This window comes from Corynebacterium sp. USCH3 (genome assembly GCF_037619475.1).
Lineage (GTDB): Bacteria > Actinomycetota > Actinomycetes > Mycobacteriales > Mycobacteriaceae > Corynebacterium.
Genome location: NZ_JAQPZT010000004.1, coordinates 260,992 through 281,204 on the forward strand (window position 1 = coordinate 260,992; position 20,213 = coordinate 281,204).

At 64.7% G+C, this 20,213-nt stretch carries 19 protein-coding genes and 1 pseudogene; 8 read left to right on the forward strand and 12 right to left on the reverse strand.

The window, feature by feature from the left end; translation table 11 throughout:
* Positions 1-35: 35 nt before the first annotated feature.
* Complete coding sequence (locus PQI66_RS10330; protein ID WP_339998053.1) at positions 36-722, reverse strand: dimethylsulfonioproprionate lyase family protein; 687 nt, start codon at positions 720-722, stop codon at positions 36-38.
* A 524-nt stretch (positions 723-1,246) separates the two neighbouring features.
* Here PQI66_RS10330 and PQI66_RS10335 point away from each other — a divergent pair.
* Entirely contained in the window at positions 1,247-3,199 is a 1,953-nt protein-coding gene (locus PQI66_RS10335) for a BCCT family transporter (protein WP_339998054.1), read from the forward strand.
* 99 nt (positions 3,200-3,298) lie between these two features.
* Here the strand turns inward: PQI66_RS10335 and PQI66_RS10340 are convergent, their stop codons facing one another.
* Together PQI66_RS10340 and PQI66_RS10345 are read right to left on the reverse strand one after the other, a co-directional pair.
* Positions 3,299-4,750 (reverse strand): nucleobase:cation symporter-2 family protein, encoded by a 1,452-nt coding sequence (locus tag PQI66_RS10340; protein ID WP_339998055.1) that lies wholly within the window; start codon positions 4,748-4,750, stop codon positions 3,299-3,301.
* Positions 4,751-4,822: 72 nt separating this feature from the next.
* A complete protein-coding gene (locus tag PQI66_RS10345; protein ID WP_339998056.1) occupies positions 4,823-5,875 on the reverse strand; it encodes an isopenicillin N synthase family dioxygenase in 1,053 nt (350 codons plus the stop codon).
* A gap of 295 nt (positions 5,876-6,170) precedes the next feature.
* On the opposite strand from PQI66_RS10345, the gene PQI66_RS10350 reads away from it, so the two are divergent.
* On the forward strand, positions 6,171-6,977 hold the full coding sequence (locus PQI66_RS10350; protein ID WP_339998057.1) for a hypothetical protein: 807 nt from the start codon (positions 6,171-6,173) through the stop codon (positions 6,975-6,977).
* 411 nt (positions 6,978-7,388) lie between these two features.
* On the opposite strand, the gene PQI66_RS10355 is transcribed toward PQI66_RS10350, so the two are convergent.
* Both PQI66_RS10355 and PQI66_RS10360 read right to left on the reverse strand, forming a co-directional pair.
* Positions 7,389-7,820, reverse strand: a complete 432-nt coding sequence (locus tag PQI66_RS10355; protein ID WP_339998058.1) for a winged helix-turn-helix transcriptional regulator — start codon at positions 7,818-7,820, stop codon at positions 7,389-7,391.
* A gap of 3 nt (positions 7,821-7,823) precedes the next feature.
* Positions 7,824-8,585, reverse strand: a complete 762-nt coding sequence (locus PQI66_RS10360; RefSeq protein WP_339998059.1) for an alpha/beta hydrolase — start codon at positions 8,583-8,585, stop codon at positions 7,824-7,826.
* 783 nt (positions 8,586-9,368) lie between these two features.
* Here PQI66_RS10360 and PQI66_RS10365 point away from each other — a divergent pair.
* Positions 9,369-10,241: a GDSL-type esterase/lipase family protein gene (locus PQI66_RS10365; protein WP_339998060.1), complete on the forward strand. Its 873-nt coding sequence runs from the start codon at positions 9,369-9,371 to the stop codon at positions 10,239-10,241.
* Positions 10,242-10,295: 54 nt separating this feature from the next.
* On the opposite strand, the gene PQI66_RS10370 is transcribed toward PQI66_RS10365, so the two are convergent.
* The 3 genes from PQI66_RS10370 to PQI66_RS10380 form a co-directional block, all read right to left on the reverse strand.
* Complete coding sequence (locus PQI66_RS10370; RefSeq protein WP_339998062.1) at positions 10,296-11,021, reverse strand: excalibur calcium-binding domain-containing protein; 726 nt, start codon at positions 11,019-11,021, stop codon at positions 10,296-10,298.
* A gap of 150 nt (positions 11,022-11,171) precedes the next feature.
* Positions 11,172-12,212, reverse strand: coding sequence for an FAD-dependent oxidoreductase (locus PQI66_RS10375; RefSeq protein WP_339998063.1), 1,041 nt, complete (start codon positions 12,210-12,212; stop codon positions 11,172-11,174).
* Positions 12,213-12,216: 4 nt separating this feature from the next.
* Entirely contained in the window at positions 12,217-12,573 is a 357-nt protein-coding gene (locus PQI66_RS10380) for an ArsR/SmtB family transcription factor (RefSeq protein WP_339998064.1), read from the reverse strand.
* 85 nt (positions 12,574-12,658) lie between these two features.
* Here PQI66_RS10380 and arsB point away from each other — a divergent pair, with 85 nt between their 5' ends.
* The 3 genes from arsB to PQI66_RS10395 all read left to right on the forward strand — a co-directional run bounded on the left by arsB (position 12,659) and on the right by PQI66_RS10395 (position 15,875).
* Positions 12,659-13,768 (forward strand): ACR3 family arsenite efflux transporter, encoded by a 1,110-nt coding sequence (gene arsB / locus PQI66_RS10385; RefSeq protein WP_339998065.1) that lies wholly within the window; start codon positions 12,659-12,661, stop codon positions 13,766-13,768.
* 111 nt (positions 13,769-13,879) lie between these two features.
* The gene (locus PQI66_RS10390) at positions 13,880-15,199 is read left to right on the forward strand and encodes a TrkH family potassium uptake protein (protein WP_339998298.1); all 1,320 of its coding nucleotides are present in this window, start codon (positions 13,880-13,882) and stop codon (positions 15,197-15,199) included.
* Positions 15,192-15,875, forward strand: coding sequence for a potassium channel family protein (locus PQI66_RS10395; protein WP_339998067.1), 684 nt, complete (start codon positions 15,192-15,194; stop codon positions 15,873-15,875). Before PQI66_RS10390 ends, PQI66_RS10395 begins: the two co-directional genes overlap by 8 nt.
* Before the next feature lie 44 nt (positions 15,876-15,919).
* On the opposite strand, the gene PQI66_RS10400 is transcribed toward PQI66_RS10395, so the two are convergent.
* The 4 genes and pseudogenes from PQI66_RS10400 to PQI66_RS15445 all read right to left on the reverse strand — a co-directional run bounded on the left by PQI66_RS10400 (position 15,920) and on the right by PQI66_RS15445 (position 18,913).
* Positions 15,920-17,656 carry an AMP-binding protein gene (locus PQI66_RS10400; RefSeq protein ID WP_339998068.1) on the reverse strand — a complete coding sequence of 579 codons (1,737 nt, stop codon included), beginning with the start codon at positions 17,654-17,656 and terminating at the stop codon, positions 15,920-15,922.
* A 111-nt stretch (positions 17,657-17,767) separates the two neighbouring features.
* Positions 17,768-18,376 (reverse strand): annotated as a pseudogene (locus PQI66_RS15440) (response regulator).
* Positions 18,373-18,672, reverse strand: coding sequence for a transposase (locus tag PQI66_RS10420; RefSeq protein ID WP_339998075.1), 300 nt, complete (start codon positions 18,670-18,672; stop codon positions 18,373-18,375). Before PQI66_RS10420 ends, PQI66_RS15440 begins: the two are co-directional and overlap by 4 nt.
* Positions 18,644-18,913: a transposase gene (locus tag PQI66_RS15445; protein WP_445228024.1), complete on the reverse strand. Its 270-nt coding sequence runs from the start codon at positions 18,911-18,913 to the stop codon at positions 18,644-18,646. The genes PQI66_RS10420 and PQI66_RS15445 overlap by 29 nt, the downstream gene beginning before the upstream one ends.
* Here PQI66_RS15445 and PQI66_RS10425 point away from each other — a divergent pair, their 5' ends adjacent.
* Complete coding sequence (locus PQI66_RS10425) at positions 18,914-19,597, forward strand: aspartate/glutamate racemase family protein (RefSeq protein ID WP_339998077.1); 684 nt, start codon at positions 18,914-18,916, stop codon at positions 19,595-19,597. It abuts the gene before it with no gap.
* A gap of 143 nt (positions 19,598-19,740) precedes the next feature.
* Positions 19,741-20,055, forward strand: a complete 315-nt coding sequence (locus PQI66_RS10430) for a hypothetical protein (RefSeq protein WP_339998078.1) — start codon at positions 19,741-19,743, stop codon at positions 20,053-20,055.
* Positions 20,056-20,213: the final 158 nt, after the last annotated feature.

A 20,213-nucleotide genomic window follows, 5' to 3' on the forward strand; every position in this document is an offset into this window, starting at 1 on the left:
TATGAAAAATGGCTAGGGCACGGGGAGGTGCCACTCTAGGCTCGGCGGCGCCGTGGAGCTGAGAACCGCATGGTCGGGTGGGTTAGTGATTCCGACGGGCCCAACCAAGAATAGGCCAGCAGGCAGGGCGCTTGTCGCCCGGTGGTGATCCGGTGTTCGTGGCCGGTGGTGTTGAGCACCAACGAGCCGGGGGCGTGGACAGCGACATCATTCTCCGACCACTCCCCGGAAACGGCGATGTAAGACTCCTCGATATTGGGGTGATGGTGCTGCGGGTAGACGGTCTCTGGGGCGAACAGTACTAGGCCCAGGATGAGCCGGTCGGTGACGATGGGGCCGCGTGGACCGACGATCTCGCAGTAGCCGTATTTGTTGGCCAGGCCTCGGGGGACCTTCTCATAACCGTGCTCCCAGGTCAGAACTGGCGCGATGCGCCGCAGCGAATCACTCAGGGTACTCAAGTGGCCCTGGGTCCCACGGTCGAGGGCGCGACCAAGGTGGTTGACGACCGGCAGTCGCACCGGCGTCCGGTCATTGACCTGGGGATTGTCGTCGAAGACATCAGCAATGGTTTCGCGTACCCGGCGCATGTGCCGACGAATCGGTTTGCTTCCACCGGTGGAACCGAAACGGTAGATCGAGTCGAAGTCGCGGATCGTGTAGCCGAAATCCGGGTGGTCATGCAGCCGGGACGTAGGTTCCGGGGTCAGGTTGGTCATCATGTGTCGTGCTCCTTCATGGGGAAACTGTAGGAAATACGGTCGGGGCCCGAAACGGTGTCATGGTGTGCCTTGCGCTCACAAACTGTCAGCGACGCCTGGATCTCCGTCGCTCGACCGTCACTGTCACTGCGGTAGGCGGCATTCGGACAGGCGACCGGGCACCTTTCCGCGCTCTGAGGTGGAAAGTGCCCGAGACCCTACCTTGGCCAGCAGTGTTGTGCGTCCTTCTACGGGGAGAGAGACATCCATCGGCTGTTCGGTGACTACGGATATGGCCCATGCCGAAACTGTAGTGCCCCTGCGTGAGCGGGTGCGTGGTTTTCTTCACGTGATTATTCATCAACTACCACCTTCCCCTCAGACTTGTTACCGTTACAGCGGCCGTGATGACCGTGACCGGCACCACAACTGCGATTCGACAGGAGAGCGCAATGAACGATCAGCATGACTCAGACGACCGGGAGAGTGTTCCTCCCTCTCCATCGTCCAGACCCGGTACTCGCATCCCTCGCTCTGCGGGTGACGTGCGACGCGCTCTGAAAAATGCGGCGGTCAACCCCATCGACCCACCACATCCGGGGCTCATTCCAGGTATTGGAGTGGAGCGGACCAGTGCCACTTTCCCCACAAACCGGGTGGTTCTCGCCGGGGCGATGGCGGCGACACTGGCGATCATCATCTGGGGTTTCGCTGCACCGGATAACTTGGCGATGGTCGGCTCGTCGTCATTGTCCTGGGTGACGGCAAACTTCGGGTGGCTGTTCGGTGGCCTGGCCATTGCGATCGCGCTGTTCATGCTCGTCGTAGGGTATTCCCGGACCGGCGGTATCCGGCTGGGTGCAGATGACGAAGAACCGGAGTTCTCCCGTTTCGCCTGGATCTCGATGCTTTTCGCTGCCGGGCTCGGGATCGGCCTGTTGTTTTACGGCCCCGTGGAACCTCTCACCTACTTCACCTCCCCGTCGCCGAGCCAGACCGTCGAGGGTGGCAGTGGCGACGCGGTGCTACCGGCGCTGGCACAGCCGATGCTGCACTGGGGGCCGATGGCCTGGGTGTTCTACGCTCTGGTGGGTGGCGCGATCGCATACAACTCCTATCGACGCGGACGGGCTCCGCTGATCTCGGCATTGTTCGAGCCGGTCTTCCCCGGTGCGACTCACCGTGTGCTCGGCAGGTTCATCGACTTCTTCGCGATCATCGTGACCTTGTTCGGCACGGCTGTGTCCTTGGGGATCGGTGCAATGCAGATCCAGAGTGGCTTCACTCTTGTCACGGGCCTGGGGGCGCAGGGCAATGGATTCTTGATTGGTACCATCGCCGTGCTTACCGCACTCTTTATTGCGTCAGCGGTGTCCGGTGTCAAACGCGGAATCCGTATGTTGTCGAACACCAACATGATCCTGACTGGCCTGCTCGCTGTGTTTGTTCTGGTTGCGGGGCCGACCGTGTTCATTCTCAACCTGATGCCCACAACGGTGGTGGAGTTCTTCCAGCAGCTGGGCGCGATGCTGACCCTGAACGCCAACGACGGTCCTGAGGCTGTCGAATTCCTGGGGTCGTGGACCACCTACTACTGGGCCTGGTGGGTGTCATGGACCCCCTTCGTCGGGATGTTCATTGCAAAGATTTCCCGCGGACGTACCCTTCGTGAGTTCGTGACCGTCATCGTCGTCGTGCCCTCCGCGATCGTGCTTGCATGGTTCGTCATCTTTGGTGCCACGACGATCAACATGACAATGCAGGGAATCGACCTGCAGAGCGGCGGAACCAGTGAGGAAGTGCTCTTCCGGCTGCTGGAAAACCTGCCGTTCGGAATGGTGACGTCGGTCGTCGCGATGATCGCCGTGGTGATCTTCTTCGTCACGGCAGCGGATTCTGCTTCTATCGTGATGGCGTCGATGTCGCAAGAAGGACGGCCGGAACCCTCTCGGTGGGTCACCATCACCTGGGGCCTGCTGCTGGGGCTCATCGCCGTTTCGCTTCTGCTTGCGGGAGGCGAGGACGCTCTGTCGGGGCTGCAGGCTTTGATGGTGGTCTCGGCACTGCCGTTCGCCATTATTGTCATCGGCATCATGGTGTCGTGGACCAAGGATCTTCGCACCGACCCGTACATTATCCGTCACAGATATGCACGTGCAGCGATCGCCCAGGGTGTCCGACGCGGTATCGACGAGTACGGTGACGATTTTGTCTTCGGTGCCGATGCCGTCCCTCCGGAGGAGGGCGCTGGGGCCGGATTCGACAGCGAGGATCCCGGGCTCGTTGACTGGTACACCGAGGCGACAACCGACGAGCCATCGACGGTGACCGCCGCCGACGTCGAAAGGGTCCTTGACCCCGGACGTGTGCAACGTCGGGGCGAGGCGACACCAGAGCGGGCGGCTTCCGGAGAGGCGTCACTCACCGTCGGTGAGAAGCCGGCGACGGACGGAAGACGTGAGGATCCTCAGTCGCCGAAGCACGACAGAGAACCGTGACTCGGCAGGCACCTGATCGGCTACAGGCAACGCTGCGCCATTCGCCGATGAACGGGCCAGCCCGTTCCGGGTAGTGTTCTCTGCCCTGCTGTTGGTCCCTTACACGAACACCGACTCCGGCTCGGGTCGCCGCTCATTGCGCGCCGCCCGGGCGCGGTCCGCGATGGAGGTGTGATTGAACAACAGGTTGAGTCCGAAGGCCGCCAGCGCGGCCAGGACCACACCGTCCGACAGGAGCGTCTGCGCCCAGTCCGGGAAGTTCGACCAGATACCCGTGGAGAACTTCGACAACAGTCCGAGGGCGACCGCTATCGCCACGATCGTCGAGTTGACCGTGTCGGTGAGATCCACCTTCCGCAGGGTGTTGACACCCACCGCGGCGATGGAGGTGAACAGGATCAGCGAGATCCCGCCGATCACCGGGTCGGGTAGCGCCGCGATCACCGCACCTGTCGCCGGCGTGAGTCCCAGGAGCAGCAGGATCGCCCCGGCCGTGGCGGTGACATAGCGGGAGTGCACGCGCGTGGTGCGCACCGCGCCGACGTTCTGGTTGAAGACGGTGTCGAAGAAGCCGTTGAAGATCCCGCCGAGCACGCCGGACGCGGCGTCCCCGACCAGTGAGCGGGCCACGTCCGACCGACTCATCTTCTTCCCTGTGATCTCCGACAGTGCACTCACGCTGGCGATCGTCTCTGCGAAGAGGAACATCATCACCACCGACATCGAGAGGACACCGACCAGGGGGAACTCCGGCGCTCCGAAGTGGAAGGGTTTGACCAGTGCGAACAGCGGCTCGTCGCCGACACCGGAGAAGTCCAGCAGACCGGCGGGCCAGCAGACCAACACGCCGATGATCGTCGCGATGATCAGTGACGCCTTCGCCACCACACCGCGTGCCAGGCAGGACAGGGCGACAGCCACGACGACCACGAGTGCGGCGATGCCGATCGACAGCGGGTCGGCGTAGTCCGGGTTCTCCTGGCCACCGACCATCGGTTGCCCGACGACGAGGCCGGCGGACACACCGATCAGCGACACCCCGAGAACCAGCAGAACCGTACCGGTGACCAGGGGAGGGAAGTACTTCAACAGCTTGCTGAACGGCCAGGCGAGGAGCAGCCCCACCACACCACCGGCGAGCATGCACCCCCAGATCGCAGGCAGCCCGTACGTCTGCCCGATGGAGATCATCGACGCCACCTGGACGAACGCCGCGCCGCCGATGATCGGCATGCGCCCGCCGGCGATCCGTCCAACCCCGAGCGACTGGATCATGGTGATCACACCGGCGACGAGGAGGTCGGCGTTGACCAGCATCGCGACGGTCTCCCGGTCGAGCCCGAGCGCTGCGCCGAGTGCGAGCGGGACGGAGACGCACCCCACGTACATGATCAGGACGTGCTGGATGCCGTAGGTGAGGTTGTGGCGCCAACCGAAGTTGGTGTCCACCGCGGATCCGTCGGTGGAGAATCCGACGTCCGGACCGAGGTCAGTGCCGGGATCGGTGACAGGGGACTGGTGCTGGCCGGTGCGGCCGAGGGTGGCGGTCATGGGGGAGGATGCTCCTGAGCGGGACGGTGCTTGAGCGGTGGGGGAGGGGAGGGGGAGGGTGATGGCGCGGAACTACCTGGCGGACTCGGCCTTGCTGAAGTTCGCCGTGATACGCATGTCGAGGTACTCCCCGGCGGTCATCGGTTCGTACTTCCGGTCCGGGCCCTCGATCACCGCGTCCCGGTCGGCCTGGGCGAAGTAGGGCATGGAGTAGCGCTCCGGAATGTCCACCCCGATGTCGGCGGCCTTGACCCGGTGGAAGTTGGACTTCAGCCGGTCGTCGCTCCACCGCATGAGCATGTCACCGATATTGCAGGTGAGGATGTCGGTGAAGGCGGGCACGGGCGTCCAGCTCTGGACGTCCTGCGTGGCGTCCGCGCCGGGCATGACCTGCAGGCCGGACTCACCGTCGGTCTGGAACAGCAGCGTCAGGCAGTTGAAGTCGGTGTGTGCGCCGGCGCGCCAGACGGGTGCGCCGTCCTCGTTGGGGACGTTGTCGGCGGCATCCACGGCCATGTAGTGGATCATGCGCAGGGTGCACTGGTGCAGGTCGGAGGCGGGGTTGTGCACCTTGGTGAAGTAGTCCCGCTCGAAACCGAGCTTCACGGCGAAGAACTCCAGGATGCGCATGGCCACGTCATGGCACCGGCTCTCGAAGGACAGGGCATTGTCACGGAAGCCGGGCAGCGTCTCGTCGTCGAGCCACAGGCCGTCCATCAGCGGACGGGTGAGCTGGTAGCTCTCCTTCTCGTCCGGTGTTCCGGTGGACGGGCGGATCTGCGACTTGTGCTCGAAGCCGACGTTCTTGCCCTTCGGCTTGGCGACGGTCTCCAACGTCTCCTTCGGCAGGGCGAACAGGCGCCGGGACTCGGCGAAGGCGGCTTCGATCTCCGCCTTGCTGATGCCGAAGTTCTTCAGCTGGAAGAACCCGATGGTGGTGGCGGCCTGCCAGAGTTCCTCGGCCTTGGTGTCCCACTCCTGGTCGGTGAGGTCCCAGTTGTTGACGTCGATGACCGGGACGGCCCGGTCGGTGGTCTCTGTCCCGACGCCGCCCATCCTCGACTCGAGGTCGAGTTCGGCGTTGCTGTAGTTGTCGGTGCTGCTGGGCGTGGTGGTCTGAACCATGATGGTCCTTTCACGTCACGCGGTTTCCCCTACGGTCGTACGCTCCGTCATCCCGACGCCGTGCGATGCAGACCCGGCTGAGCCGCTGATGGTCTCGTAACACGACTCAATCTACGAAGCGGTCGTTTCGAGGTTGTGCCACTTCTGTGACGTCTGTGTTGCGGTCGGTCCGGAGACGGTCAGGCGACGGTCAGGAGACGGCTCGGGGGCGGAAAAGGCTAGACTCGACGCGACATTGTTGAGGTGCCGAGGCACACCGGCCCTGCACATCGCCCCTGCATATCGGAGGACACCCGTGAAGCTCCCGAAGCCCTTCTCCCGCCGTCGTCACCGCGACGCGTCCACCCAGACCGATACGTCGGATGGTGCGGCGGGGACGTCTGCCGACGTCGGCGACGACGAGCTGTCCCCCGAGTCCAGGGAGGCACTCAAGGGCATCGCGGACCTGGACGAGCCGGACGGGAAGCTCGCCCGCCAGTTCTTCAAGGCGGTCGACAAGGCGTCCGAGGTCCAGGCACCGGCGATCGAGAAGTACGTCAACCACATCCAGCGCAGGCACGGCCGCAAGTCTGTCGCACGGCAGCAGAAGGTCATTGACAGGCATTTCCGCACCCTGGCGACCGGTACCGGGGCGGGGACGGGCGCGCTGGCGTTCTTCCCCGGCATCGGGACGCTGCTCAGCATGGGCGCCGCCGGCGGTGAGGCGCTCGGTGTCGTCGAGGTCTTCGCCCTCTACACGTTGTCCAGTGCGCGTCTGCGGGGCATCGACATCAGCCACCGGGAGGCACGTCGCCGGCTGATCCTGTTCAGCATCGCCGGTGCTGCCGGCAACGAGGCGGTCTCGGCTGCCTCGGGAGCGAAGGGGATCGGTGGTCTCCGGAAGCTGGGCAGTGCGAGCGATGCAGAGAAGAGGAACATCAACTCGCGGTTGGGGCGTATCGCCTTCCGGCAGTTGCGTCGGCGCATGGCGGGGGCGGCGTTCGCGAAAATGCTGCCACTGGGTATCGGTGCGGTGCTGGGCGCACGGGCGAACCGGAAGCTGGCACACATGATGATCCGCCACACCCACGCGGTGCTCAGTGAGACGGGGAAACGCGACTGACGCTGCCCCTTGACTGCGACGCTGCGTCATAGTTGAGACTGAGGACTATGGCTCGGCAACGTCGGTGGACGAGGACAGCGCATCGGGCGCATGCGGGGATCACGGTCATCGTTCTTGTCACCGCGCTGGTGCTCAACCTGACGGACACGATCGGCGGGGGCGCGGCACTGCGGCTGTTCCTCGCCGTCGCCGTATTCCTTGTATTCCTGCCGGAGTTTGTGGTCATCGCAGGGCTTGGATGTGCATTGCCGGGTTCATACCGGGTGTTCAGTGGGCGCTGGACGTTGATGAGAGCGTGTAGCTCGGCATCGGTCGCTGAACCATATCTCCCGGCGGAAAGGGTGTGAAGCGATCCCGTTGGTGCAAGAGTCCTCGGGACTCATGTTCCGAGGGATCTTGTCCAAAGTAAACCTAGGTCGCTCCACTATGCAGATGGTCCGCCTTGAGCTGGATCATCAGCCTAGCCCAGGACTCAGGCATCTCGTAGTGCAAGTCGCGTGCTGCAGCGGACTTGTCAGGATCCGCAGGGCAGTGCGTCGCGCCCCAGTTCCCGATCGCGGCCAGAACTGGAACGAGATCGATCCCGCTGCTGGTGAGACTGTAGATGGCCTTCTGCTTATGCGTCGGGTCATCGGCACGGTTGAGGATACCGGCGTCGACAAGTCGGTCGAGCCGGTCGGCCAAGACACTGCTGGTGATGCCCTCATCTGACCCCCGCAACAGCTCACGGAAGTGTCGACGACCGGCGAAAACGATGTCGCGCAGGATCAACAACGTCCACCGATCCCCGAACAGTTCAATGGCCAGATTGATCGGGCACCCCGACCTCCCTGTTGTTGCCATGAGTTAACTCCGCTCGGAAGCGTAATAGTGGAACTCAGCTTCGAGCAGGTTTACAGTAGCATCGAGCGATGACACCATGGGCCAGTGGCCACTGACCAGGTGCTTGCGCCGCCATCCGGTAGCTGCCTTGGCGGCCCCGGGCGCATCATTCCACGCCTCGTCGAGGCCTCCACTGGTCGTCAGCGCCACGTAGGTCGAGGGCTGCACCTGTGCAGGTGCCGAAAGACGGGCAGGATCGAGGATCGTCCGCCCCGGATGGGCCGTGAACTTCGAGGACAGGAAGTCACGGTCACTGGGCGAGAGGTCAGTCTCGAAGTCGAGCATCTGCCGCGTGGGTGCAGGCCAGAGGTAACCCGCCGCCTCGATGTCAGCTCTCTCCTGTGCGCGGTCCTCGTTGGAGCCACCCCAATCCTCGAGGAGGGATCGACCGTCTGTCGCGACAAATGCACCGACGTGAATCAGACCGAGTACCCGGTCGCTGAGGTCGTCCGCGGCGGCCGATGTGACCACGCCGGAATACGAGTGTGAGACGAGGACTACAGGGCGTGAGCTCTCGTTGCGAATATGCTCAACGAGTTGCTGAACGTGGTCGTCGAGGCGTACCTCGGCAATGGATGCTTCGGGCACGCCGTGGTCGAGCCCCATCAGTGTGATCGCTTCCGCGTCGATGCCTCGGCCGCGCAGTCTTTCGGCGGACGGTTCCCAGATCCAGCCTCCCATCCAAGCTCCGGGGACGAGGATGACCTTTGTTTCCGACGCTGACATGACGAACTCCTAACTGATCGCTTTTTACAAGCAGTATTAGTGTAGGTGGATCTGATCGTAAAGTGCAACCAGTTTTCGAGGGTAGTTGCTATCAATGTCGCGCCCTCGTTGCTCGCTAGCGGGTGCTTGTGTCCACTTGGTCGCGGAGCTGTTGTCGTCCATCGAGTGGTCAGCTCAGCGGTCTCGACATTCTGGAGTGAGCAGGCTGCTTATGGAGCAGCAGGAGTTCATGCGGCCGCGTCAGTGACGGAGTCGAGGGCTTTCCGCTGCTTCACGGCGACATCAACGACCAGGCACGGCAACGCTCAGGTGAACGACCTTACTTCACCTTGGTGAACGTTAGGCTGACAGGATTTGAACCTGTGACCCCTTGATTCTCATATGGTTTCAGAGGGCGAACGTGGCGCTACGTTTCGTAGGCCCGGTACTGCGCAGTCGTGAGACCGTCGATCCCACGGGTGCGATATTTCATGTCCTGTGTCACTACCGCGCTATCGGACTGCTACCGGACGTCCCGCGCGGCCCGAATGGCTACCGGCGCTAGAGTGACCGCGATCTCGCGGCACAGGCCGCGCGCATCGACGAGCAACGGAGGATGCTTATCGACGAGCAACGGAGGATGCTTGCAGACGAGGAACAACCGATCGCGACACTGCCCTCACACGGACAGGGACACGGTGTGCGGCCGGCCGAGGAAACCCGGCAGGTGCGGACGGTGCAGGTTACAGTTCTCTGTGGCGGTCATGCCCGTGGCCGAGATTTCACCTGGAAGGACACCCCTCAATGCGTCGATTCACCCGTGCCACCCGTGTCTTCGCCACCTGTCTGCTGTTGTCGGCGACGGTCGGTTCCGCCACCGCCACAGCAGGCGTGGCTGCACCCGCCTCAACGAAGGTGGTGACCTACGGCGACTCGTACACCGCCAATCCGGACCAGATCGTCGGCACGGCGAACCAGTACGAGGAACTGCAACCGTTCCTCGCCGACTACCCGCGGACAGGCCAGCTGGAGTCCGGCAAGGAGTGCCTGCAGGCTCCGGACAACTGGCCGCGACTGCTGCGGGGTGAGGGAATGGACGTCCGCGACTGGTCGTGCACCGCACAGACGTCCCGCACGATGCTGGACCGGATCGACGCCAGTATCGCCGCCGGGGACCTGACCGCGGACACTGATTCGGTGATCTTCCCGGTGGGCCTGAACAACTTCGGCCCGTGGGGCCAGAAGGACGGCGTCGATGTCACGGACTTCGACGCGGTGCAGGAGGCGTACCGGGCTGACATGCGCGAGGCGGCGCGCCGCGTCCGCGCCGTCGCGCCGGAGGCGTCACTGGTTGTCAGTGGGATGCCGCAGATCGGGGCCGGTGACACGTACTGCGTCGTGAATGTGGTGCCCGACCGTCCGTCGGGGGTGTCGGTGCCGTACCTGGCGAAGGCGGAGACCGCCGTGCAGGCGATGCAGCGACAGTCCGCGGCTGACATCGGGGCGCAGTTCGTGGACCTGAAGTCCGCCAGCCAGGGCCATGACACCTGCGCCCCGGACGCCGAGCGGTACATTGCCGGACTCGTCGACACGACGACGCCGAACTACAAGATGATCATCCACCCCTCGCAGGCGGGGCAGCGGTTCATCGCAGGACAGCTGGGCGCGGCGGTCTAGCACCTGCTGCGGGGCAGTGCCCGGGACGGAGGCATACGAGACGCTCGGCGGACGTCAGTTCTCGCAGCCGATGCCGTCGCCGTCGCGGTCAAGGTGGGTGCCGTACCCGGGCTGGCCCACGAGGACAGGTGCCGCGCCGGCGGCGCGGGCGGCCGTGCAGTTCGCGTAGTAGACGCTCTCCGGTGCAGGAGCGGGCGGCGGGGTGTACTCGGGCTCAGGGGCGGGTGCTGGTGCGGGATCTGGTGCGGGTGCCGGCGGGGGTGTGTAGGTGCGCTCCGGGGTCGGCTCACTCTCGGCAGGGGACGGAGCGACAGCGGGGGCGGGCTTGCGGGTCGTCGTGGTCAGGGTGGTCGTCGTCCGTAAGGGACGTGCAGTCGTGGTCGGCCGTGAGGTCGACGTGGTCGGACGCGGTGAACTCGTGCTCGTGGACGTAGGTGCGGCCGACGTTGTCTCGACGGCGGCTTCGGCCTCCTCGGTCGGTTCGGTCGCTGGCAACAGGAGACCTCCACCAATGAACGCGACGGCGGCGACGGCGGCGATGACGCCCCAGTGGCGTTTCATCGGAGCCCCGGATTTCGCCTTGCGCTCATGGAGGAACCACCAGGCGCCGGGGAGTAGGAAGGCGATGGAGATCAAGACCCCGGCGAAATCCAAGGTGAAGAGCGAGGTAAGGAGTGCTATTCCACCGATGACGACCGCGATCGTGGCGAGAGTGGGCTTGATGAAGCGACTGGCGCCGCTGCTTTGACCGGAGCGCTCTCCGGCGGTGGGGTCGGTCATGGTGGGACGGTCCTCTCGAATGATGTGGTGCGGCCTCGCCCGTCAATGGCGGGACCCAGAGGAATGTAATGTAATCACCACCTATGAGCGAAATTAATATCTAACCCCCGGGGGTAAGAGTCGGAGGCGGTCGTCCTGGCGACTGCGCAATTACCGGACGGTCTTGCCGACCCGCTCCGCAGCCTGCCGGGCGGCGGCCTTGGCGAACGGGCCGACACCGGTGATGGTCGCTGAACCGGGACCGGTCCAGTCGCCGTAGCCCACCAGCAGCAGTCCGGGGACCTGTGGTGCGCCGTCGGTGACGAGGTGTCGTACCGGTCCCAGTGCCGGGCGGAACCCGGTGCACCAGATCAGTTGATCGGCGTCCACCTCATCCAGGGAGGAGAACATGGGGGTGGCCTCCAGGTCTCCGGCGTCGCGTGCGACACGCACCTGCGGCAGGACGACGATGTCGCCCAGGGCGGAGTCGGCGCCAGGGTCTTTTTCTCCCCGGTCGATCGCGGCGGCGCGTGCGCGGTTGCGACGGAACAACACCCGGCCGTCGACGTCGTCGGGCATCCACCGGGGCTGGTGCCTGGTGTGCCAGTTCACCTCGCCGACGTCCGGATCCTCGGTCAGCTCCGCGGCGATCTGCGCCCCGGAGTTCGCCGCACCCACCACCGCGACCGCGCCGCCCCGGAAGGGCTCGGGGCCTGGGTAGTTCGCCGAATGCCACTGTGTGCCGGTGAAGGTGCCCGGATAGGACGGGATGAACGGAGCCGCCCAGGTGCCTGTCGCCGCAATTGCGGTCGTCGCCGTCCAGGACCGCGTGCCTGCCCAGGGCACGGACAGTGACTTGGCGTCGATGCGGAAGATCCCGTCGTGGTGCTCGACTCGGGCGACCCGTACCGGCCGTTCGACCGGGACCCGGAAGCGGCGTTCATAGGCGGTGAAATAGTCCACGACGTGCGACGCCGGCGGGTAACCGTCGTACGAGGGCATCGGCATGCCGGGCAGGTTCGAGAATCCTGCGGTTGAGAACAGCCGCAGTGACGGCCACACATGCCGCCACGCCCCACCGGCTGCCGGTTGATCGTCGAGGACCAGGGTGTCCACTCCGGCCCGGAGCAGGTAGAACGCGGTCGCCAGACCGGCCTGGCCCGCGCCGATGACCACCGCTTCGTGGTGGTGTCGGTTGTCATTCCGCTGCAACGGCTCAGCCGATCTGCAGCACGGTGCGCAACTCGGCGAAGACGTCGGGACGGACCTGGTGAATCACAGTGCGCCCGTCGCGGTGGCGTTCCAACAGTCCGGCTTCGGTCATCATCTTCAAGTGGTGTGAGATCGTTGGCTGACTCAGCCCCATCATCGCGGTGAGTTCACTGACACTGACCGGGCCACATCCGGCGGCGGCCAACTGCGACAGGATGCGCAGCCGTACCGGCTCTGCCAGCACCTTGAACAGTCCGGCATAGCGTACCGACTCGTCCTGGGTCAGCGGCCCGGTGCCCAGGGAACAGCACTGCTGGACGTCCAGGGTGCCGGCGTCGGGGAGAGGCTGTGTGGTGCTCATGCCCACCACGCTACATTGACGGGCGTCGATATCAGAACTACCTTCTAGTATCGATTACCGTCGATACGAAACAGGATGGACCCGCATGACCCCACCCTCGGCCCCGACTGCCCGGCCTGCCCGGATGTCGTTTCTGGACCGCTTCTTACCCGTATGGATCATCCTGGCGATGGCCGCCGGCCTGATCATCAGCCGCCTACTGCCCGGCATTGGTGACGCCCTGGGCGCGGTGGAGGTCGGCGGCATCTCCATTCCCATTGCCGTGGGACTGCTGGTGATGATGTACCCGCCGCTGGCCAAAGTCCGCTACGACAAGGCAGGCAAGGTCGCCGGGGACGCCCGATTGATGAGCGTGTCGCTGGTGCTCAACTGGATTGTCGGCCCGTTGTTCATGTTCGCCCTGGCCTGGATCTTCCTGCCGGATCAACCCGAGCTGCGCACCGGGCTGATCATCGTCGGGCTGGCCCGCTGCATCGCGATGGTCCTGGTCTGGTCGGACCTGTCGTGTGCCGACCGGGAGGCCACCGCAGTACTGGTGGCGATCAACTCGGTGTTCCAGGTACTCATGTTCGCCGTGCTGGGCTGGTTTTACCTGCAGGTCCTGCCCGCCTGGCTGGGTTTGGAGACAACCTCGGCGGAGTTCTCCTTCTGGACGATTGTCACCTCTGTGCTGGTGTTCCTGGGTATCCCGCTGCTGGCCGGGGTGGGCTCCCGCCTGCTGGGTGAGAGGATCAAGGGCCGCGACTGGTACGAGAACACCTACCTGCCGAAGGTCTCCCCGTTGGCGCTGATCGGGTTGCTGTACACGATCGTGCTGTTGTTCTCGCTGCAGGGAGAGCAGATCGCGGCGAACCCGTGGGCGGTGGCCCGGTTGGCTGTGCCGTTGGTGATCTACTTCCTGGGCATGTTCGCACTCGCCTTGATCGCCGCGAAGATGGCTGGGCTGAGCTACGCCCAGTCGGCGTCGGTGTCGTTCACTGCGGCGGGCAACAATTTCGAGCTGGCCATTGCGGTGGCTATCGGCACCTTCGGTGCAACGTCAGGTCAGGCGTTGGCGGGCACGGTCGGCCCGTTGATTGAGGTTCCGGTCCTGGTGGGGCTGGTCTATGTGATGCTGCGCCTGGGACCGGTGCTGTTCGCCGCGGACCCGACCTTGCCGACGGCGCCAGGCGATCGTTCTTCCCTGGTTCCGTAGTCGATTCGCGCCAACAGGACTACGCTCATTCCGGTGGAACTCAGACGTCTCCATCTCTCCTCACATCGCTCCCCGGTGCCGCATGTGCATGTCTCCCCGTCGCAGGCGGTCGTGGCGGGCTTCCTCGGACTCATAGCAGCAGGCACGGTGGTGCTGACACTGCCGGCGGCCTCCGCATCGGGAGTCGGCACCGGAATGCTGCCGGCACTCTTCACCGCAACCTCCGCGGTCACCTTGACCGGGTTGGCGGTGGTGGACACCGGTTCGCACTGGAGCGGGCTGGGGCAGGTCACCGTCCTGTCCCTGATCCAGCTCGGCGGATTCGGCATCATGAGCCTGACATCGTTGGCCGGCATGCTGCTCACCGGGCGTATCGGTCTGCGTTCCAGGCTCTTCGCCCGCGCGGAGAACCGCTCACTGAACACCGGTGACATCGGGCGGACGCTGATCTCGACCCTGCTGATCACCGTGATCTGCGAGGCGGTGGTTGCCTCGGTCACGGCGGTACGGTTCATGATGTCCTACGGGATGTCCGCGCCGCGGGCGGGGTGGGAAGGTCTCTTCCATGCGGTCTCGGCCTTCAACAACGCCGGGTTCGGGCTGCGTAGCGACAGTCTGGTTCCCTATGTCGGCGACGCGTGGATCATCCTGCCGTTGGCTACGGCCCTGGTTCTGGGCGGTCTCGGTTTCCCGGTGATCTCCGAACTGTGGAATCGCGTGCGGGACCGTGTCCGCAGACGTTCCCGCCGCGGCATGGGCAGACTCTCGGTGACTACCCGGGTCACCGTGGTTGGAACGGGTGTGCTCATCGTCCTCGGTGTGACGATGGTGACCATTCTGGAGTGGGACAACACATTGGCAGGGCTCCCGGTAGGAACGAGACTTCTTGCAGGATTCTTCCAGGGAATTACACCGCGCACCGCTGGATTCAACTCGCTGGACTACGGTGAATTTCATCCCACCACCTTGATGGGGACGGACCTGCTGATGTTCATCGGCGGCGGTTCCGCCGGTACCGCCGGTGGAATCAAGATCACGACGGCTGCCGTCCTGCTGGCGGCCATTGTCGCGGAGGTTCGGGGACAGCGGGTCACCACCATCGGGCACCGGACCGTCAGCCAACCCGTCGTCCGGCAGGCGCTGACCGTCGCCGTGGTGAGCGTGATGCTGGTCGTCGTCGCCGTCGGCGCGCTGCGGTTGCTCGATCCTGGGTTCACCAGTGACCAGGTGACCTTCGAGGCTGTCTCGGCGTTCGCGACCGTCGGTCTCTCCACCGGCATCACCGCGGACCTGTCCTCGCCGTCGCAGGTGGTCTTGTGCGTACTCATGTATCTGGGACGTATTGGGCCTGTCACCCTGGTTGTCGCCTTGGCGGCCAGGAACAGTGCCCGTCGTTTCGACTATCCGGAAGAGAGGCCTTTCATTGGTTAAGTCACTACGGCGCGTCCGCGGGCGCATCGACATTCCCCCGGTTGTCGTCCTGGGGTTGGGACGGTTCGGTGCTTCCTTGGCGGAGGAGCTTACCTGTCACGGGGTGGAGGTCCTGGGAATGGACTCGGACGCCCGTCTGGTGCAGGAGTGCACCGGTTTTCTCACGGACGCTGCGGTGGGTGACACGACCGACCGCGAGACGCTCGTGCAGTTCGGGGTCCACGAGGTAGACCGGGTGGTCCTCGGTATCGGTTCGGATCTTGAATCGTCTGTGTTGACGGCGTCGAATCTGGTTGACCTGGAGGTACCGAGAATCTGGGCGAAAGCCGACTCGGATGCCCATGCGAAGATTCTCACGCAGGTGGGGGTTCACCATGTGGTGCGGCCTGAGCGTGACACCGGGCGTCGGGTCGCCCATCTCCTCGGCGGACGGTTCAACGACTTCGCCCAGTTCGACGAGGACTACGGGATGATCAAGCTGTCCCCGCCCAATGCCCTGGTCGGTCGGGAGGTTGATCTCGACGAGGTCTGGCGACGCTACCGGGTCCGGCTCGTCTCGGTACGCCGTGGTGACGCTGTGTGGCGGACGTTGGAGCCTGGCATGTCGCTGTCCAGGGAGGACCAGATCATAGTTTCGGGGGCGCCGGAGAAACTGGAGTCCTTCGCCACCCGGTGACTGATATGAAGTGAACTGCTCTGGTCAGGCGTCGCTGCAGGCACCTATTCCTTATCGGAGAGAGCCGGGAGCTCGCGGGGTACGACCTTGCCTACGGCGTTGCGGGGCAGTTCATCCATGAAGACGTAATTACGGGGCACGTTGTGGCGGGCGAGCTTGTCCTTGACGGCCGCCTTGGCGCGTCCCGTGAATTCGTCTTCGTCCGTGCCGCTTGTGAGGACGACGTAGGCGCAGAGGGACTGGCCAAAGTCCTTGTCGTCGACGCCGTGCACGTGGACCTCCTCGACCCCGTCCATGCCGGAGAGGATGTCCTCGGTCTCCTGCGGGAAGACGTTCTCACCACCGGAGACGATCATGTCGTCGCTGCGTCCGGCGATGTAGAGCAGACCGTCTTTGTAGTAGCCCAGGTCGCCGGTGGCGACGAGCCCCTGGAGGGTGTCCCTGTCCACGCCGGGGCGGGTGTAGCCCTCGAACAGCATGTCGTTGCCGACGAAGATGCGCCCGATCTCCCCCTCGGGAAGCTCCCGGCCCTCGTCGTCGAAGATCTTCAGCACGGTGGCCATCGGAGGCTTGCCGGCGGTGGTCGGGTGTTCGGACAGTTCCTCCGGCGTCGCGATGGACGCCCAACTGACCTCGGTGGAACCGTAGAGGTTGTAGAGGATGTTGCCGAACTTCTCGTTGCTTTCCTCGATCACCGCGGGTGGCAGGGCTTCACCGCAGGCGGTGATGACCTGGGTTCCCGGATCGAAATCATTGGGCACGGCGGTCAGCAGGCGACGCAACATCGTGGGCACGATCGCGATCGCGTGCGGTCGGTTGGCCTCGATCAGTTTCACCGCTGCGGTCGGCGAGAACCGGCGCTGGAGAATCAGGGTGCTGCGCAGCGCCAGGCCGAGCTGGATCTGGGCGAAACCCCAGGTGTGGAACATCGGTGCTGCAATGTAGTACCCGCGGTGGTGCTTCAGCGGGATCCGGGACATGATCGACGACGCCGGCAGGTAGGTCCGGGGTTCGGGTCGGCGTGCGCCCTTGGGCGTGCCGGTCGTACCGGAGGTGAGGATGATCGTGCGACCGCGGCGCGGGCGCGTCGGGATCGTGTGCTCCTGGGACGCCGACCGCAGCACCTCGGTCAGGGTCGGCCAGTCCGGGTTCCTGGTCGCATGATTTCCGGACTCCGTGGCCTCGGCGACGTTGCTCGCGTACTCGACGTCGTCGTGCTGGTGGTCGTCGGGGACACGCGCTGCGGTGGTGTGGTTCTCCTCCCAGTTGACGATCACCGGGCACTCGTCGAACTCCGCGGGCAGCAGGGGAATGAACTCCTCGTCGATGAAGAGCAGGTCGAGCTTCTGCTCCTTGATGACCGCGCGTGTCTGGTGCGCTGACGCGCCGGTGTTGAGAAGGACGACGTCGGTGCCCAGGCGCCCGTGCGCGCACAGGGCCATGATGAAGCCGCGGTGGTTCCGGGAGAGGATGCCGATCCTGTCACGTTCTCTCACGCCCGTCCGGTAGAGGGCCTTCGCCAGCAGGTTCGTCTGGTTGTGCAGCTCCGCGTAGGTGATCGACCCGGCGTCGTCGACGATGGCCGTGTGGTGGGGGTCGCGGGCTGCGCCGAGCGCGAGGAGACCGGTGGGCAGGAACTCCCACTGGTAGATGTACTTGAGTGCCTTGCCCATGGCGGCCGGTGACATGGGGCCGAGAACCCCCGACTTGAACAGCGGGAGTGTTCCCTTTGCGAGGACGGGCAGTTGGTTGAGGGTGACGGCGGGACGAGCTGCGCTCATGGTGTTCCTCCGGGGCCTACGGCCGGTTTGTTTATAAAAGGAGAGGGTTTACGGTATTTACCCTACCTGTTGACACTGATTGTCGTCAGGGGACAGGACGCGCAGCGCTGTCTACCGCCCCACAACCCCCGCCTCATATGCCGCGATCACCAGCTGTGCGCGGTCCCGGGCATGCAGCTTGGCCAGCAGGTTGCCGATGTGCGTCTTCACGGTACGCATGGAAATCGTCAACGTCTCGGTGATCTCGGTGTTCGACAGCCCCCGCGCCACCAGGGTGAGCACCTCGGTCTCCCGGGTGGTCAACCGCTCCAACGCCGACGCCCGGTCACCGTCTGCCGTCGTCCGGAGCGAACAGCGACTCCCCGTCACAGGTCCGCCGCACGGCATCGACCAACTGCTCTGGCCGGGCGTCCTTGAGGAGAAAGCCGCTGGCACCGGCGCGCAGGGCCTCATGGACGTACTCGTCCAGGTTGAACAGGCTCAACACGATCACCCGCGCGCCGGCGAGCGCCGGATCCGCTGCGTCGCGCCCAGGCCGTCCCCACCGGGCATCCGGATGTCCATCAGAATCACATCGGGCACGAGTGCGTGAGCCTGGCGGACCGCGTCCTCGCCGGTGCTGGCGTCCCCCACGGTCGACAGGCCTTCCACACCGTTGATGATGAGCCCCAGACGGTGTCGCAGCAACGGTTGACCGTCCACCATCATCACCCGGATCATCCGAGGCCACCGGCCGAACCCCTCTTCTTCCGAGCGGTGACCTGGTCGATCTTTTCGGGGATCAGTGTCCTGATCCCCCGGGACCGTAGATACTCCCGGGTAGCCTTGGTCGGATACGCCCGATCAGCCAGCACCGCATCCGGGGTGGTGCGTGGTCTGCCACCACCAACCCGGGGCACCCGGATGTCGTCGATGACCTGACGCAGGACAGCACCGTCGTTGCGTTGCCCGCCGGTGATCACGACCGACAACGGCCGTCCGGCACCGTCAACCCCGGCATGAATCTTGTTGAACAACCCACCGCGCGACCGTCCGATTCCGTGACCGGCAGGTTCCGTTGGGCAGGTCACGCCAGGCAATGCCGGCCCGGTACCGGTAGATGATGCCTTTGACGACTCTACGGTTGTTGCGAAACGGTCGGCCCTGCCGGTAGTCAGAAGACGGTAGTAAAGGGTTCAATCCGGGCCCATTGGGTGCCGGTGAAGGCCCTGCTAAAGTGACCCACGCCGTGTTCGGCCGTAATCTTGAGGCATGCAAATGATCGGCGTACTCGGCGGTATGAGCTGGGAGTCATCCCTGGAGTGGTACCGAATGGCCAACGAAAAAGTCAGAGACGAACTCGGCGGGTTCCACTCGGCCCCTATCCTCCTAGACTCACTCGACTTCGCCGAGATCGAGGCGATGCAGACATCCGGCGACTGGGACGCGGCAGGAGCAGCCCTTGCCGCCCATGCGAAGGGGCTTGAGACCGCCGGTGCCGGGCTCGTCGTCCTGTGCACCAATACGATGCACCTGCTTGCCGATCGGATCACAGACGCCATCAGTGTTCCGTTCCTGCACATCGCGGACACCACGGCAGAAGCGATCACTGCAGCAGATCTGCGGACGGTCGGCTTGCTCGGTACGGCCTTCACCATGGAGCAAGCCTTCTACCGCGACCGACTCGCATCACACGACATCAGTGCGTTAATCCCAGACGCCGACGACCGAGCAACAGTGCACCGCATCATCTACGATGAGCTGGTGCACGGCATCGTCACCGAGCAGTCACGCCAGAAGTACCGCGACGTCATCGCGCGCCTGGTCGAGGCCGGAGCCGAGGGCATCATCCTCGGATGCACGGAAATCGAGCTTCTGATCACACAAAAGGATGCGCCCGTACCGGTGTTCCCGACCACAGCCCTACACGTGGTTGCAGCACTGAAGGCCGCTGGTCTCTGAACACGCGGCATCACAACCCGCTCTACAAGCTCGCGAACACCTACCGCACCAGCTCCGCCTGTTGGGAGACGTGGCCGACCTCGCCGACCTGGAGTTCGGCCGGGACACCCGCGTTCGCCGCCGGCGACACAATCGCCGGCAGGTTGTCGATCCTCGCCGTCGGGAGAGCGCAGGACGGTGGTCAGGCCGAGACCGTGGGAGACCAGGTCGTGCAGGTCACCGGCGATGCGGAGCCGTTCATTCTGCGTGGCCTTCTCCGCCGCCCACTGCTCCAGGTCGGCCTCGTAGTGGCGTCGTTCCGAGCGGGCCTTGAGCGCCGCACCGACGGCGAGCACCATACTGATCCCGACCGCGGTCAGCACCGCGGCCCACGCCGCCACGGGGCTGTCCACACCGACCGCCAGCACCGCGCACAGCACCGCGACGATGGCCACCGTCGCGGCGAGCCAGGTCCGTGAATGCCAGGTCGGCCGGTCGTCGTGCATAACCCCGGAGTGTATCCGCCGCAGACGACGTCCACATCGGACCACGGTACGAGGGACCACGGTCCACGGCGTCGGGTCGAAGTCCGGTCCCCGGACCGATGACCACCGGCGGGTGCGCCGGATTGGATGAG